Below are 15751 nucleotides of genomic sequence, written 5' to 3'. Positions count from 1 at the left end.
AGCACATCAGCACGTCAGCACGTCAGCACATCAACACGACAGCGCCGCTCGGCGCTGCGAGACGCGTCAGCACGAACTGGTCGGAGGGCCGCAGCGCGGCAATCATGCGCGTGTGCGCTCCGGCGTGTTGGGCGCGTTCGGCGCGGGAGGCGAGGCGCGCATGCCAGAGCACGCCGATGTCGTCGTCAGCGGGCCACGCCTCGATGCCTGTGCGCGCAGCGTATTGCGCAAGCGCCCTGCCTTGCGCGAGCGCGGGATCGAAGAGCGCGATACACGAAAGCGCACACGCGCGCGCGCTTTCGCCCGTGAACGCAACTCGCACACCGCGCGCGGGCGCGATATCGCACGCGGCGGCGAAGAGCGCGCCGCCCGTCTCGCACAGAAATGTCCGCCGGTCCATCGCAGCCTCCCGCTTACGTGTAGCCGCGCTCGTGCCGCCACACCGCCGGCCACACGCCTTGCTTGCCCGGCGACAACACGCCGTGCGGATCGAGCGCGTCCTTGAGGGTTTCCGCGAGACGCAGCAACGCGCCGTCGTTGAAGCCGTATTGCGCAGCGGCGAAGTCCATGTACAGCAGATGCGAGCGGTACACGCCATAGCCCGCCGCGCGCGCGTCGCTCATCAGCGCGCGCAGCAGATCGCCCGCACGTTCGGCATCGTTGCGCCGCTCGCGCGCGAAGATCGCCGCGAAGATGTGATGCAAACAGCGCCCCGCCGCCGTGAAGCCGCCGTAGTAATCGAAACCGTATTCGGCCGCGCGCGTCTTCACGAGCGTGTACTGGCGCATCGCATCGCGCCCATCGGCGGGACACAGCGGAGAGAAATCCACATGCGCGCCCAAACCGCCGCGCCAGTCGAGCATGCGAAACGCGGTCATCGTCGGAATGCCCACGAGGTTGCGGTCCGCACCGCCTTGCGGCCCGTCGCCTGCTACGTCGTCCGCCAAGTAGCGCGTCGCGGCGATGCGCGCGTGCGGCGCCGCTGCAAACGCGCGCTCGACCACGCGCCGCTGCGCATCGATGACTTCGGGCGTGCCGTACAGACCGAAGTGCAGATTCCAGCGGCCCACGCCGAGATCGCGCTGCATCGCGCTCACGGCAGCCTCCGGCATCGGCCCGTCGCCGTCGAACCAGCGCGTACGCGGCGCGATGCCCGCCGCGCGCCGGATCACGCCTTCGATCGCAGCATGATTGCGAATCGTCCCATCGAGCTGCAGCGGGCGCAGGGTATCGACAAGCACGGCGAGATCCGCTTCGTCGGGAACCTGCACCTCGCCGAGCAGATACGCCGGCGGCGCGGGCATCAGCCATACGCCCAGTTTCGTGACGACGCCGTAGTTCGACTGCGTGAAAAGCGCATCGAATCCGGGGCCGTAGCCATGCCGGTAAAGCTGCCATGCGGTGCCGGTTTCGATCGCGCCCATGCCGGTGCGCACGATGTCGCCGTTCGCGAGCACGACCTCGATGCCGCACAGCGTCGCGGCGTGATCGCCGTAGGGTGTCGTGCCGAAGCCGCGTTCGAGCGTGTTGCCGGTCACGCTGCCCCACCCGGCGGCGGGCGGATCGACCCACAGGCGGTAGCCGCCGTCGCGCAGATGGGCGTACAGATCGAAGTAGCTCACGCCGGGTTCGACGAGCGCGTAGGCGAGCCGCTCGTCGACGGCGAGAATGCGTTTCAGGCGCTGCAGGTCCAGCACGACCGATCCGGACAGACGCGGCGCCGCACCGCCATAGGCGAAGTTGCGGCCCGTCGACACGGTCCACAGAGGCACGCGCGTCTCGTTCGCGACGCGCAGGATCGCGCGGACTTCGTCGACGTCGGCGGGCAACAGCGCCGCCGACGGCGCGAACGCGCGCGGATTGGCAACCGGCACAAAGGGATCGAGATACGGTTCGAGCGCCGCGCCGCCCCGGCACACATTGGGTGTGCCGACGATCGACTCGAACGCCGCCAGCGCGCGCTCGAAGTGCGCCTCGCTCATGCCCGGCGGCAAGATGCGCGCGGCGTCCCGCATCGCGCCGCCCGTCACCACCGTCCCCACTGCGAGGGCTTGCCGCCCAGCGCGCCGCAGAGTTCGTACGCGATGGCCTGCAGCTTGCCTTCCGTGGGCGGGCCGGATAGCGCGTAGCCCATGCGGTCGGTGGTCCAGTAGAACGTGCGGCGATTGCCGTCGCGCAGCAGGCGCACCGCGCCGCTGTCCTTGCCGGATGCGCCGACGTACAGCGTGAGCCGCTCGCCCGCGTCGTTCTCGTACATGAACTGCGCAGCCGGTCCCGTGGTGCCCGGCAGCAGCCGTCCGCCGACGAGTGCATAGCCATATTCGCTCAGCGACGGCACCGAGAGCGGCTTGCCGAGCCGCTTCGACAGCCACGCGACCAGATGCGTCTCATCGGCCGCACCGACTTCGACCGGATGGCGTTGCTCGGGCGTATAGACGGCGTAGGCGACGTCCGCATGGCGCGCGAAGGCATCGGGATCGGCGGGCGTGACGAAGCCGCCCGCGCGTGCGCTGTCCGCTTCCGCACCCGATCCGGCGCTTGACCCGGTAACCACCGCGTTTGCCCCGCCGCGCGGAACAAATGCGGCGGCAGCGAGCGCGATGCCCGCACCCGCGGCGCACCAGGCGGCGGCCATGCCGAAGCTCCACCACCACGGATTGCGTGGCCGCAGCACGAGCCAGGAAGCCGGCGTCGGGTCCGCAGCGCTTGCGCGGCAGAGCGCCTGCAACGCCGATTTCTGGGCGAAATACGCGCCAACGCGGTTTGCGGCGAGCGGATCGTCCGTAATTCGTGCATGCAGCGCGGCCCGTTCGTCAGACGACAGTTCGCCGTCCACGTACGCCGAAAGCGTTGCGAGATCCGTTTCGGGCGCGCCGCCATCGGCTGCTGCGGCCAGCAGGCGCTCCCGATCGCGTTCGAGGTCGTCGTGATTCATCGCGTAGTCCCCACCACCCTGAGCGATGCAGTGCGCCGCGCGGGATCCTGGCCGAGCAGCACCCGCAGATGTTCGCGCGCGCGCGACAGGCGCGACATCACGGTGCCGGACGGCACGCCGAGCACGGCCGACGCTTCCTGGTAGCTCAGTTCCTCGACACACACGAGCAACAGCACCTCGCGCTGTGCGGCGGGCAGCAGATAGAGCGCGCGCTGCAGGTCGCGCAGATCGAGCCCGTCGACCTCGCCGTGCGGCGCTTCGAGCGTGCGCCACGGCGCGCTTTCGTCGTCGACCGTAATCTCGCGGCGGCCGCGCAACTGGTCGATATAAATGTGACGCAGGATCGTCAGCAGCCAGGCGCGCAGATTGCTGTCCGGCCGAAACGAATTCCAGTGCGAGAGCGCGCGCTCGGCCGCATCCTGCACGAGATCGTCGGCCCAGGCTGCGTCGCCCGTCAGCGAGCGCGCATAGCGCCGCAGTGGCGCGAGCTGCGCCACCACTTGCGCCTCGAACTCCCTGGACGGATGGCGCGGCACCCCGTCCGCCCGTCAGTAACCGCTGCCCGAGCTGCTGCCCGCACTTCCCGACGACGAGCTACCGCTCGTATTCATGTCGCTGCACGCGGCCAGCCCTGTCCCGGAAACAGCGACCAGCATCAGGAACACCAGTAGCTTGCGAAACCGCTTCATCGTCACCTCCTTCGCAGGACGCGCCTTGCCGTGTTGCCCCGGATACCTTGCGAAGCGCACGATGCGCGACGCAAGTGCCGACACACGGATAAACGCGCCGAAAGTCCCCGTTATTCCCTTTATTCCCGTTGTGTACGTTGTTTCCGGCTGTTTTTTGACTGTATATCGTGTGCAGTCGCGTGCATGCTGCATGTGAGGCGCCGCACATAACGAATGGGGCGCGAGACGCGAGAATGACTGCCGCTGTAAAGCGAAAGCAAAGTGTCGGCAATCGACGAGAATCAGTTGCGCACGGGCCGCCGCTTTGCACTACGCTGTGAGCGTACGCCGCAAATGCGGCGCACTGTCACAGATCGGGCGTGAATGCCGTCGCTGGTGTCATCACGGGTGTCTTCGCAGATTTCAGGCGCGGATGCAATGTAGCGGACGCCGAAGACGCCTCGGGCACGAAGCTGACCCCGCCCGCAACCTTGCCGCCGCCGAGGGAAGCAACGATGAGCACGACCCGCCACTCTGCCGATCCGGCGCCGAGCCGGTATAGTGCTGCAGTAGCGCGTGCTCACGCACGCGAATCCCGCCGCCACAAGGTAGAATCCCGGCGAGCAAACGTTTTCAACTGAATGCGGCATCGAGCCGCCAGGTCATATTTCGTCCATGCCTTCCGCAGAATCGCATCCTCAAAACGACTTCATGAACGCCGCGCGCAAGGAACGTAAGCGCGTCGAAATCTATCTGGTCAACGGCATTCGCCTGACCGGATGCATCGAGTCGTTCGATCAGTACCTCGTGATGCTGCGCACGCCTGTCGGCCTGCAAGGCATCTACAAGCGCGCCATCTCCACGATCCAGCTCGACACCGGCACGCGGCCGGGCCCGCGTCCGGCGCGACCGGCGCATGCCGGCGAGCACACGAGCCGCGGCGTCCATGGCAGCCATGGACCGCGCGAGCCCCGCGAACCGAGAGAGCCGCGCGAATCGCAGGAATCGTGGAACGCTCCCGCCCCGTCAGGCGATCGTCCGCCGCAGGACGGCCCGGTGGTCGTCACGCGCCGACGCCGGCTCTACGGCACCGGCAATAATGGCGGCGGCGACTCCGGCAACGTCTGAGCGGTATCACCGCGCGCATCGCCGCGCACGCGTTTTCAACCGGAAACCGGCGACCCGATGCGGTCGCCGCGCCGGTACGCAGCGGCGCGTCTGCCGCACATAGCGCCTCTTTTGCCACTTCCATTGCTTTCGGGCAGCACCGCAGGTGCCGCCCGAAACCCGCCTGCATTCAGGGTTTTATCCGTTGGGATATGCTGGGACACGCACGTCCTGCCACGGAGAACATCATGAGTGCGTCGAAGAAAACCCCCATGCGGTCACCTGCAGATCCGCTCGACGAAGCGCTGGAAGAAACCTTTCCGGCGAGCGATCCGATCGCGGTCAAGCCGACCCCAAGCAAGCCCGAGCATCACCACGCGGTGAAGCGAGGAAGGCGCGCGGGCACCACCGCCCACGGCGCCAGACATTGAGTTGTGCGATGCGCGCGGCAGCGCGCACGGCAAAAATCGCACGCAGATGATCGCGGCGCGCGCAGCCGGGCCGCTGCACCGCTCAAGAGGCTATGTCGGCAGTCTGTGAGGGTGGGTCGCGGCGCCAGTCGCGCATCCAACAACGAACGATGTTGGCGGCTGATGGGCGCGAGCGAGAAAAGCCAGACGCGCGCGGCGGCTAAATCACAGCGCGCGAAGGGACACGAAGCCGCCGAACGTGGCGGCCCCATGAAAGAAATGTCTCACGGCGAACCGGCGTGCCGAAGCATCGCCGCGCAGGCGAGCGAACGCAAAGGCGGCGGTACGTCCGGGACGCCCGTCCGCCCTTTGATCGCGAAAGATTCATGCCGCCGCAAACCGCAGCGGCACGACACTTATTGCGTCGGCAAGCCGCCTTCGACCTGACGCTGCAGTTCGCGCACCTGGCGCTGCACCGAGCGCAGCTGATCTTGCGCCGCCGTCTTCTGAGCCTGCAGCGCAGTCGCCTGCTCGCGCGACTGTTTCTGCTGGTCGGCCACGAGCGCCTGCTGCTGACGCGCGACCGTGAGGTCGGCTTGCAGCCTGCTTGCGTGCTCCTGGGTCAGCGCAATCATGCGATCGGTGAATGCCTTCTGCGCTTCGAGGCGGATGCGGCGAATCTCGACTTCCGAAAGCTGCTGGGTCTTTGCCGCGAAATCGCGGTAGATCGCTTCGGCGCGCGTTTCGTCGCTCGTCTTGATGACGCGCCAGAACGTCTTGTTCTGGAACAGTGCGACGTAGTACGTCATTTCCTTGCCGTAAAACAGCAGGCTCGCGCCGTACGCACCGTTATAGGTCGTGCGAAGCTCATTAAGCTGCGACGCGCCGATCATCTTCTGAAGCTCGGCCACGTTACCGGCCGCGTTCTGCTGCGCCTCATCTGGCGTCAGCACATCCGTCTGGCCCGGCGCTACCGATGCCGCCACAGTCGCCTGAGGCGCCGACGCCGCGATAACCGCGGCAGGCTGGGCCGCCGACGCGGCAGATTCAGCGTTAGACGCTTCAATACCCTGCGTTGTTTGCTGGGTGGTCGGCCCAGCGGATTGCAATGCAGACTGCGCGCAGCCCGCTTGCGTACCCCCGATTAGCACCATGACTGCCAGTGCCGCGTTTCGAACTCTCCGGTCGTAGTTCATGTAGTTCCTGCTTTGAACAGTTCTAGTTTTGGCAAAACGGCCTAATTATTACTCACTTTCCCCGGTTTCGGGCTTCTCATCGCAAAATTGCTGCTTTCACTACTTTTCCCGCAACACTTTTCGCCTGATACCGGGAAATCGTGACTTATCTTTGCGCCGGCATTTGCGCCCGTAGCGGGTCTGGTATACGGCAGCGGAGGCGACGCATCGCGCCTACATGCCCGACACACAACTTCGCGATGCCAGTTTGCACCAGGAACCCTACGCTGCCGGGCGCGAGTATGGACTCGCCTTGAGCCGTCGCAAGGCTTACTGCCGCTTGCACGGCCATCACGCCGGTCTGCACGCCCCGCTGAGATGCCGTTGAGCGGCGTTGACTACGGAAATCGCGAGTTCAGGATGCACTGAAGTGACGTACTGCCCGCATAGGTGTGCCCATATGGCGATAGAACGGGATCGCGCGAGTCCACATCGCCTGAAATCGAAACGCACCACGCGAGTGTCGGCAACCCGGACCTGCGCCTCGGTCGAACGCAAGGCGATGAGTGGCTGGATCACTGGCTCGCTCCCGGCTCGGATGCAACTTAACCATGCGGGCCGCGCGCTCAACGACACAAGCGCCGATCCGGCAATTAATAAGGATGCCTTCAGTTATCCAGCCCACGCACGGCACAGCGCAATTCAAGCCACGTCTGCACCCTCACGCCAGATGGATCGAACACGACATACGCGTCGCCCCGACCCATCGCACGAGCGACTAGAGTCCCTCCTCTCAAACGGAGACACCGCTTTCGCGTATGCTGCCCACACCGCCGGGCGCGGCGCGCGATGCGCGGTCCGCACGGCCAGGACAAACCATAGGAGACAAAGGATGAACCGGATCACCGGACGCACCGTTGCGTTCGCCGCGCGCGCGGCAACCCAGCTCGCGCTCGCGAGCGCCTTGCTCGGCGGCGCAATTGCGGCCTATGCCCAGACCGATACGCCGGTCGGCGTGTGGCAGACCGTCGACGATCACACCGGCCAGCCGAAGGCGCTCGTCCAGATCAGCGTCGACGGCAGCGGCCAGCTCAGCGGAAAGGTCATCAAGGGACTCAGCGCGAACGACAATCCGGAGCGCAAGTGCACTGCGTGCACGGACGCACGCAAGGACCAGCCGATTCTCGGCATGACGGTCATTGACGGGATGAAGAAGACCGACGATGGCTGGGACAACGGTCACATCCTCGATCCGGAAAACGGCAAGGTGTACCGCTGCAAGATGCACGTCGAAGACGGCGGTCACAAGCTCGTGGTGCGCGGTTATCTGGGCATCGCGCTGCTCGGCCGCTCACAAACGTGGATTCGCCAGCAGTAGTTGTCAACAGTAGTTGCCAGCAGCAGTCGCCAACTGAAGCGGCATTTCGACGTGGATGAGGAGAACGGATGCGAAGCAGTGCGGGGCCGCGAGACATCGCGCGCACCCGCCTGCATGCGCATCCGGAAGTGGCTTCGCCTGCCACGGTGAACCTGTGGGCCGGACGGCGATCCACAGGCCGTGATGCTACTCAGGAACTCGGGCGAAACAGCAGGCGATGAGTGGGGAACGGCGGCGTCCCCGTGGATGTGACCGGGCCGAACGGCGAACCCTTCTTCACCGGCTGCGGCTCGTTGCGCATGCCCTTGCCCGCGCGGTTCATCGGCTTGCGCATGCGCGATTCAAACGCATGGCACACAACCGCGCCTTCATCACCGAACAGTTCGGCCATCACGCGCTTGAGTACGCCGTCGTCGTACCAGGCTTTGAACCGGCGATGGCAGGTCTGGTACGAGGGATAGCGGCGCGGCATGGCCGACCACGTCGCGCCGCTATACATGACCCACAAAACACCATTGAGTACCGACCGCGTATTGGCGAGCGGCCGGCCGCGCAATTCGGTACGCTGCCGCAATTCGGGGAAAAGCGGCATGACGCGTTCCCATTCGTCCTCGTTGATATCGCGATGCGGGGTCAAGGTGTTCTCCTTTGTCGGGGCAGTCACCGACAAACGATATCCACTTGCCCCCGCGCCGAGTATCAGACGGGTCTGAATCTTGAAAACATCGACGCACCCGTTTTTCGCGACATTCGCTACCTTCACGACGACGCGCGGGCGCGCTTGCTCAGGTGAGCGACGTATCGACGATACGGCGCGGCGCTTCGAGATATTCCTTCGACTGCATTTCGACGATCCGCGAGACCGTGCGCGTGAATTCGTTCGCCATCGGGCCTTCGACGTAGAGCGCCTCGGGACACACCGCCGCCGACATCAGCAGCTTCACCTTGTGGTCGTAGAACACGTCGATGAGCCATGTGAAGCGGCGCGCTTCGGACTGCATGCGCGGCGTCATCTGCGGCACGCCCGACAGAATCACGGCGTGAAAGCGGCTCGCCAGTTCCAGATAGTCGTTCTGCGAGCGCGGCCCGCCGCACAGCGTCGCGAAATCGAACCAGACCACGCCGTCGGCGCGACGCAGCGCCTTGATCTCGCGCTTCTCGATGTGCAGGATCGGGCTTTCGTCGGGCACCGCCGCGAGTTGTGCGAACGAGTGCCGCAGTGCGCGGTCGGCTTCGGCGCCGAGCGGCGTATGGTAGACCTCGACCTGCGCGAGCGTGCGCTGCCGGTAGTCGATGCCCGCGTCGACGTTGAGCACGTCGAGCTTGTCCTTGAGCAGCGCGATGGCGGGCAGCATGCGATCGCGGTGCAGGCCGTCGGGATAGAGCAGATCGGGATCGTAGTTGGACGTCATCACGAACTGCACGCCGTTCGTGAAGAGACGATCGAGCAGCCGATACAGGATCATCGCGTCGGCGATGTCCGAGACATGGAATTCGTCGAAGCAGATCAGGCGGTATCGCTTCGCAATGCGGCGCGCGAGTTCGTCGAGCGGATCGGCCTGGCCCTTGAGTTCTTCCAGCTCGCGATGCACCTCGCGCATGAATTCGTGAAAGTGCAGGCGCGTCTTGCGCTGCACGGGCACGACCGCATAGAAGCTGTCCATCAGGAAGCTCTTGCCGCGCCCCACGCCGCCCCACATGTACACGCCGCGCGGCAGATCGGGGTGAATGATGAGCTTCTTGAACGCGTTCGAGCGGCGCGCCTTGTACGCAACCCATTCGTCGTAGCACTGCTGCAGCCGGTCGACCGCGGCGCGCTGGGCCGCATCTGACTGGTACCCGCGGTTTTGCAGTTCCTTTTCGTAGTACTCGGTGACGTTCATTTCATGGGCCGCAAATAAGCAAAGGCGGGAGGGATAGACCCCACCCGCCTCTTCGTCGTGATGCAAATTACAACGCGGCAGAGCATCCAAAAGAGCCGGACGCCCTGCCCGCGCGCATTACATGTTGAGTGCGCGCTTGTCGGTGGCGAGAGCCGCCTCGCGCATGACTTCGGAGAGCGACGGGTGCGGATGGCAGATGCGGCCGATGTCTTCGGCTGCCGCCTTGAATTCCATCGCCACCACGGCTTCCGCGATCAGGTCCGATGCGTTCGCCGAGATGATGTGCACGCCGAGCAGCTCGTCGGTCTTCGCGTCGGCGATCATCTTCACAAAGCCGTCGGCCTTGTTGATGCCGAGCGCGCGGCCGTTCGCCATGAACGGGAACTGGCCCGTCTTGATGTCGCGGCCTTCGGCCTTGAGCTGCTGCTCCGTCTTGCCGACCCATGCGATTTCCGGCTCGGTGTAGATCACCCACGGAATGCAGTTGTAGTCGATGTGCGGCTTCTGGCCATCGATGATCTCGGCCACCAGCACGCCTTCGTCTTCGGCCTTGTGCGCGAGCATCGGGCCGCGCACCACGTCGCCGATCGCGTACACGTTCGGCACGCTCGTCGCGCAGTGGTTGTCGACGTCGATGAAACCGCGCTCGTTCGCCTTCAGGCCGATCGCTTCGAGGCCGAGGTTGTCGGTGTTCGGCACGCGGCCCACCGAGACGATCAGGCGGTCGGCTTCGAGCGTCTGCGCCTTGCCGTCCTTGTCCGTGTAGGCGATCGTGACGTTCTTGTCCGTTGCCTTCACTTCGCCGACCTTCACGCCGACGTGAATGTCGAGCCCCTGCTTCTTGAGGAGCTTGGCGGCTTCCTTCGACAGCGACTGGTCGGCCGCGCCGAGGAATTCCGGCAGCGCTTCGAGCACCGTGACTTCGGAACCCAGACGACGCCACACCGAGCCGAGTTCCAGGCCGATCACGCCTGCGCCGATCACGGCGAGCTTCTTCGGCACGGCGTCGAACGAGAGCGCGCCTTCGTTGTCGGCGACGATCTTGTTGTCGACCGGGATGCCCGGCAGGTGACGCGCCTTCGAACCGGTCGCGATGATGACGTTCTTCGCCGTCACGACTTCCGCGTCGGCTTCGCCGCTCACTTCGATCTGCACGCCGGCTTCGTTCTTGCCGACGAACTTGCCGTGACCCTTGAGCCACGTGATCTTGTTCTTGCGGAACAGGAACTCGATCCCCTTCGTCATCTTTTCGACGATGTCGTTCTTGCGGGCCAACATCTTCGAGACGTCGATCTTGACGTCCGAAACGCTGATGCCGTGATCGATCAGGTGATGCTGGGCGTTTTCGAACTGTTCCGACGAAGCGAGCAGCGCCTTCGACGGAATGCAGCCCACGTTCAGGCAGGTGCCGCCGAGCTTCAGCGCGCCGGCCGGGTTCTTCCACTTTTCAATGCAGGCAACCGACTTGCCGAGTTGGGCAGCGCGGATCGCCGCGATATAGCCGCCGGGGCCGGCGCCGATCACGACGACGTCAAATTCTTTGGACATGGTCATCCTTTCGAGACTTGAGCGCGGCACGCGGGCGGTGGTTTCCACCGCCCGCGCACGCGACGCTCAGAGAGACTTGATGATGCGAATGATGCGCAATGAAGAAGCGCCGCTTTACAGATCGAGCAGCAGACGAGCCGGATCTTCCAGCGCGTCCTTCATGGCGACCAGCGACAGGACGGCTTCGCGGCCGTCGATGATGCGGTGGTCGTACGACATCGCGAGGTAGTTCATCGGACGGATCACGATCTGGCCGTTCTCGACGACAGCGCGTTCCTTCGTGGCGTGCACGCCGAGGATCGCCGACTGCGGCGGGTTGATGATCGGGGTCGAGAGCATCGAGCCGAACACACCGCCGTTCGAGATCGAGAACGTACCGCCGGTCATTTCCTCGATCGACAGCTTGCCGTCCTTCGCCTTCTGACCGAACTCGGCGATCTTCTTTTCGATGTCGGCGAGGCTCATCTGGTCGGCGTTGCGCAGGATCGGCACCACGAGACCGCGCGGCGAGCCGACAGCGATACCGATGTCGAAGTAGCCGTGGTAGACGATGTCGTTACCGTCGATCGACGCGTTCACGAGCGGGAACTTCTTCAGCGCGTGAACAGCCGCCTTCACGAAGAACGACATGAAGCCGAGCTTCACGCCGTGTTCCTTCTCGAACTTGTCCTTGTACTTGTTGCGCAGGTCCATGACCGGCGCCATGTTCACTTCGTTGAACGTCGTGAGGATGGCGTTGGTCTGCTGCGACTCGAGCAGACGCTCGGCGATACGCGCACGCAGACGCGACATCGGCACGCGCTGTTCCGGACGGTCGGCGAGCCAGTTGCCGGCAGCGGCCGGCGCCTTGACGTCCGGCAGCGACGGGCGTGCAGCGGCGGGCTTCGCAGCCGGTGCGGGTGCGGCGGCCTTCGGCGCACCGGCGCCGAGCACGTCCTGCTTCGTGATGCGGCCGTCACGGCCCGTGCCGGCGACGTCCGAACCCGACAGACCCTTCTCGGCCATCAGCTTCGAAGCGGCGGGCGAAGCGACGCTGCTGCTGGCGCCCGTCGTTGCTGCCGCGGCGGCGGCAGCGGGTGCTACGGCAGCGGCCGGAGCGGCTGCGGGTGCAGCGGCTGCAGCTGCAGTAGCGGGCGCTGCTGCGCTTGCCTTGCCTTCCGTGTCGATCTTCGCGATCACTTGATCGGCCACGACGGTGTCGCCGTCGTTGGCCAGGAACTCGGCCAGCACGCCGGCTGCGGGCGCCGGCACTTCGAGCACGACCTTATCGGTCTCGAGTTCGATGAGGATTTCGTCCTGGGCAACAGCTTCGCCCGGCTTCTTCTTCCACTGCAGCATGGTGGCTTCCGAAACCGACTCCGAAAGCTGGGGGACCTTGACTTCAACGATAGCCATGTGATTTTTTCCTGAATACGTACCGGGGTTTCCCCCGTGAAACGAACCGGGTCGCGCACGTGAGCGCGGGAAAGCGCGTCATTCGCGAGTCGCGCCTTCCCGGTTCGAGTTGCTCTTTCGTGCTTACTTCGCGACCTGCGCGCCCTTCAGGCGGCCGAACGCACCTTCGATCAGCGCCTTCTGCTGCTCGTAGTGCTTCGCGTAGTAGCCGACCGCCGGCGAGGCGGAAGCAGGACGGCCGCTGTACGCGAGCTTCTGCCCTTCCTTCATGCCTTCCTTCAGGTGGTGCTCGATGTAGAACCACGGGCCCTGATTCTGCGGCTCGTCCTGCACCCAGACCACTTCGGTCGCGTTGTCGTACTTCTTCATTTCCGCTTCGAACTGCTTGTGTGCGAACGGATAGAGCTGTTCGATCCGCACGATCGCGACGTCGCCCACCTTCGCTTCGCGGCGATGCGCGACGAGGTCGTAGTACACGCGGCCCGAGCAGGCGACCACGCGCTTGACCTTCTTCGGATCGATCGACTCGTCCACTTCGCCGATGACCGGCATGAACGTGCCGTTCGCGAGATCGGACAGATCCGACACGGCTTCCTTGTGGCGCAGCAGCGACTTCGGCGTGAAGACGATGAGCGGCTTGCGGAAGAGGCGGATCATCTGGCGGCGCAGCAGGTGGAAGACCTGCGCCGGCGTGGTCGGCTGAACGACCTGCATGTTGTGCTCGGCGCACAGTTGCAGATAGCGTTCGATACGCGCCGACGAGTGCTCCGGACCCTGGCCTTCATAGCCGTGCGGCAGCAGCATCGTGAGACCCGAGACGCGGCCCCACTTCACTTCGCCCGACGAGATGAACTGGTCGATCACGACCTGCGCGCCGTTTGCGAAGTCGCCGAACTGGCCTTCCCACAGCACGAGCGTGTTCGGTTCGGCGGTCGAGTAGCCGTACTCGAAACCGAGCACCGCTTCTTCGGACAGCACCGAGTCGATCACCGTGAACTTCGCCTGGTTCTCGGCGATGTTCTGCAGCGGGATGTACGTGCCGTCGTTCCAGCGCTCGCGGTTCTGGTCGTGCAGCACCGCGTGACGGTGCGTGAACGTGCCGCGGCCCGAATCCTGGCCGGTCAGACGGACGGTGTAGCCCGAAGCGACCAGCGATGCGAACGCGAGGTGTTCGCCCATGCCCCAGTCGAGCTTCGCGTCGCCCTTGCCCATCGTGCGGCGGTCGTTGATGACGCGCTCGACGAGCGGGTGAACCTTGAAGTTCTCGGGGACCGTGGTAATGCGTTCGGCGAGGCGCTTGAGTTCGGCGAGCGGAACGGCCGTATCGGCGGCGTCGGTCCACTTGCGGTTCAGGAACGGCACCCAGTCGACGGCGTACTTGCTCTTGTAGTTCGAGAGCACCGGGTCGAGCGTCTGGTTGCCTTCGTCCATCGCGGCGCGATACGCCTTGACGTAGCCGTCGGCGTCCGCTGCCGTGATCACGCCCTGCTGCACGAGCTTCTCGGCGTACAGCGCACGGGTGCCCGGGTGCTGCGCGATCTTCTTGTACATGAGCGGCTGCGTGACCGCCGGCGTGTCCTGCTCGTTGTGGCCGAGCTTGCGGAAGCACACGATGTCGACGACGACATCCTTGTGGAACTGCATGCGGTATTCGATCGCGAGCTGCGTGGCGAGCACGACTGCTTCGGGATCGTCGCCGTTCACGTGCAGCACCGGCGCTTCGATCATCTTGACCACGTCGGTGCAATACAGCGTCGAGCGCGTATCGCGCGGGTCCGACGTCGTGAAGCCGATCTGGTTGTTGATGACGATGTGCAGCGTGCCGTGCGTGCCGTAGCCGCGCGTCTGCGCGAGGTTCAGCGTTTCCATCACGCAGCCCTGGCCCGCGAAAGCCGCGTCGCCGTGGATCTGCACCGGCAGCACCTGCAGGCCGTTTTCGTCGCCGCGGCGATCCATACGCGCCTTGGCCGAGCCTTCGACCACCGGGTTGACGATTTCGAGGTGCGACGGATTGAATGCGAGCGACAGGTGGACCGGGCCGCCTTCGGTGGCCATATCCGACGAGAAGCCCTTGTGGTACTTCACGTCGCCGGCCGGCAGATCGTCGACGTGCTTGCCTTCGAATTCGGCGAAGAGGTCGGCCGGCATCTTGCCGAGCGTATTGACCAGCACGTTCAGGCGGCCGCGGTGGGCCATGCCGATGACGATTTCCTGCACGCCCTTCGCGCCTGCGTGACGAACGACTTCGTCCATCGACGCGATGAAGCTCTCGCCGCCTTCGAGCGAGAAGCGCTTCTGGCCGACGTACTTGGTGTGCAGGAAGCGCTCGAGGCCTTCGGCGGCCGTCAGGCGCTGGAGGATGTGCTTCTTCTTGTCGTTGGAGAAGTTCGGCGTCGAACGGATCGACTCGAGCTTTTCCTTCCACCAGCGCTTCTGTTCAGGATCGCCGATGTACATGTATTCGACGCCGATCGTACCGCAGTACGTATCGCGCAGCGACTTGACGATCTCGCGCAGCGTCGCACGCTCGTAACCGAAATACAGGTTCGTCGCGCTGAACGTCTCGTCCATGTCGGCTTCGGTGAAGTCGTAGAACGCGGGCTCGAGTTCGGGGATGTTCGGACGCTCGCGGCGCTTGAGCGGATCGAGGTTGGCCCATTGCGAGCCGAGGAATCGATATGCGCCGATCAGCGACTGAACGTAAACCTGCTTGCGGGCCGTGGCGAGGTCTTCGCCGCCGCCGCGCGAAACGAACGCGTTGGCCTTGGCACGCTGGGCAAACGACTCGACGATCGGGCCGTGCGCGACGTCGCTGTCCGCCGTGCCGCTCGACGAGGGCACGTTTTGCAGCGCGTCGAAATACTCGCGCCAGGTGTCCGGTACGGACGCGGGGTTATCAAGATATGCTTCGTATAGCTCTTCGACATACGGAGCATTACCGCCGAACAGATAGGAGTTCAGCTGGAATTGCTTCATCGTTTCCGACATTTACGCTCACCTTTCTTCGAGTTTCTCGAGAAATAGCGGGTTACTCAACCTTCCGCGCCACGGCCTGACCGTTTAGCGGATTGCGAATCAAGTCTGCTTGGAAGGACCTAAATCATGCATCCGCGGAGGATAGCACATAAGTGCTGCTCTCCGTCGGACGCAACGTGACGCGAGAACCGCATGCAAACCCTTTCCGGACAGGCTTTCGCGGCTCTTGCAGCACATTCTTTTTGCACTGCAATACAGTTATTCCGGACGCAAAAA

The 15751-nt window shown here is 64.6% G+C and carries 15 protein-coding genes; 3 read left to right on the top strand and 12 right to left on the bottom strand.

Annotated elements, in window-relative coordinates; translation table 11 throughout:
• Positions 1-22: 22 nt before the first annotated feature.
• From Q0L30_RS16120 to Q0L30_RS16095, 6 genes are all read right to left on the bottom strand, one after another.
• On the bottom strand, positions 23-400 hold the full coding sequence (locus Q0L30_RS16120) for a hypothetical protein (RefSeq protein WP_296658265.1): 378 nt from the start codon (positions 398-400) through the stop codon (positions 23-25).
• A 13-nt stretch (positions 401-413) separates the two neighbouring features.
• A complete protein-coding gene (locus tag Q0L30_RS16115) occupies positions 414-2015 on the bottom strand; it encodes an FAD-binding oxidoreductase (protein WP_296658339.1) in 1602 nt (533 codons plus the stop codon).
• Between the two features lie 11 nt (positions 2016-2026).
• Positions 2027-2935, bottom strand: a complete 909-nt coding sequence (locus Q0L30_RS16110; protein WP_296658263.1) for an anti-sigma factor — start codon at positions 2933-2935, stop codon at positions 2027-2029.
• Entirely contained in the window at positions 2932-3471 is a 540-nt protein-coding gene (locus Q0L30_RS16105) for a sigma-70 family RNA polymerase sigma factor (RefSeq protein WP_296658261.1), read from the bottom strand. Before Q0L30_RS16105 ends, Q0L30_RS16110 begins: the two co-directional genes overlap by 4 nt.
• Positions 3472-3483: 12 nt before the next feature.
• Entirely contained in the window at positions 3484-3624 is a 141-nt protein-coding gene (locus tag Q0L30_RS16100) for a hypothetical protein (protein ID WP_296658257.1), read from the bottom strand.
• A 346-nt stretch (positions 3625-3970) separates the two neighbouring features.
• The gene (locus Q0L30_RS16095) at positions 3971-4126 is read right to left on the bottom strand and encodes a hypothetical protein (protein ID WP_296658255.1); all 156 of its coding nucleotides are present in this window, start codon (positions 4124-4126) and stop codon (positions 3971-3973) included.
• A 152-nt stretch (positions 4127-4278) separates the two neighbouring features.
• On the opposite strand from Q0L30_RS16095, the gene hfq reads away from it, so the two are divergent.
• Together hfq and Q0L30_RS16085 are read left to right on the top strand one after the other, a co-directional pair.
• Positions 4279-4731 carry an RNA chaperone Hfq gene (hfq, locus tag Q0L30_RS16090; RefSeq protein WP_296658252.1) on the top strand — a complete coding sequence of 151 codons (453 nt, stop codon included), beginning with the start codon at positions 4279-4281 and terminating at the stop codon, positions 4729-4731.
• Between the two features lie 227 nt (positions 4732-4958).
• Positions 4959-5141, top strand: coding sequence for a hypothetical protein (locus Q0L30_RS16085; protein ID WP_296658251.1), 183 nt, complete (start codon positions 4959-4961; stop codon positions 5139-5141).
• A gap of 395 nt (positions 5142-5536) precedes the next feature.
• Here Q0L30_RS16085 and Q0L30_RS16080 read toward each other — a convergent pair whose 3' ends face one another.
• Positions 5537-6316: a DUF2968 domain-containing protein gene (locus Q0L30_RS16080; protein WP_296658249.1), complete on the bottom strand. Its 780-nt coding sequence runs from the start codon at positions 6314-6316 to the stop codon at positions 5537-5539.
• Between the two features lie 871 nt (positions 6317-7187).
• Here Q0L30_RS16080 and Q0L30_RS16075 point away from each other — a divergent pair.
• Positions 7188-7673 (top strand): DUF2147 domain-containing protein, encoded by a 486-nt coding sequence (locus Q0L30_RS16075; RefSeq protein WP_296658247.1) that lies wholly within the window; start codon positions 7188-7190, stop codon positions 7671-7673.
• Between the two features lie 190 nt (positions 7674-7863).
• Here Q0L30_RS16075 and Q0L30_RS16070 read toward each other — a convergent pair whose 3' ends face one another.
• The 5 genes from Q0L30_RS16070 to Q0L30_RS16050 all read right to left on the bottom strand — a co-directional run bounded on the left by Q0L30_RS16070 (position 7864) and on the right by Q0L30_RS16050 (position 15487).
• A complete protein-coding gene (locus tag Q0L30_RS16070; protein ID WP_296658244.1) occupies positions 7864-8310 on the bottom strand; it encodes a transposase in 447 nt (148 codons plus the stop codon).
• A gap of 148 nt (positions 8311-8458) precedes the next feature.
• Entirely contained in the window at positions 8459-9556 is a 1098-nt protein-coding gene (gene zapE, locus Q0L30_RS16065; protein WP_296658242.1) for a cell division protein ZapE, read from the bottom strand.
• Between the two features lie 117 nt (positions 9557-9673).
• The gene (lpdA, locus tag Q0L30_RS16060; protein WP_296658240.1) at positions 9674-11104 is read right to left on the bottom strand and encodes a dihydrolipoyl dehydrogenase; all 1431 of its coding nucleotides are present in this window, start codon (positions 11102-11104) and stop codon (positions 9674-9676) included.
• A 114-nt stretch (positions 11105-11218) separates the two neighbouring features.
• Entirely contained in the window at positions 11219-12499 is a 1281-nt protein-coding gene (gene odhB / locus Q0L30_RS16055; RefSeq protein WP_296658238.1) for a 2-oxoglutarate dehydrogenase complex dihydrolipoyllysine-residue succinyltransferase, read from the bottom strand.
• 123 nt (positions 12500-12622) lie between these two features.
• On the bottom strand, positions 12623-15487 hold the full coding sequence (locus Q0L30_RS16050) for a 2-oxoglutarate dehydrogenase E1 component (RefSeq protein ID WP_296658235.1): 2865 nt from the start codon (positions 15485-15487) through the stop codon (positions 12623-12625).
• Positions 15488-15751 lie beyond the last annotated feature (264 nt).

The organism is Paraburkholderia sp., assembly GCF_024281035.1.
Classification (GTDB): domain Bacteria; phylum Pseudomonadota; class Gammaproteobacteria; order Burkholderiales; family Burkholderiaceae; genus Paraburkholderia.
Note: the sequence above shows the minus strand (reverse complement) of the source record. Positions and strands in the feature narration are given on the sequence as shown.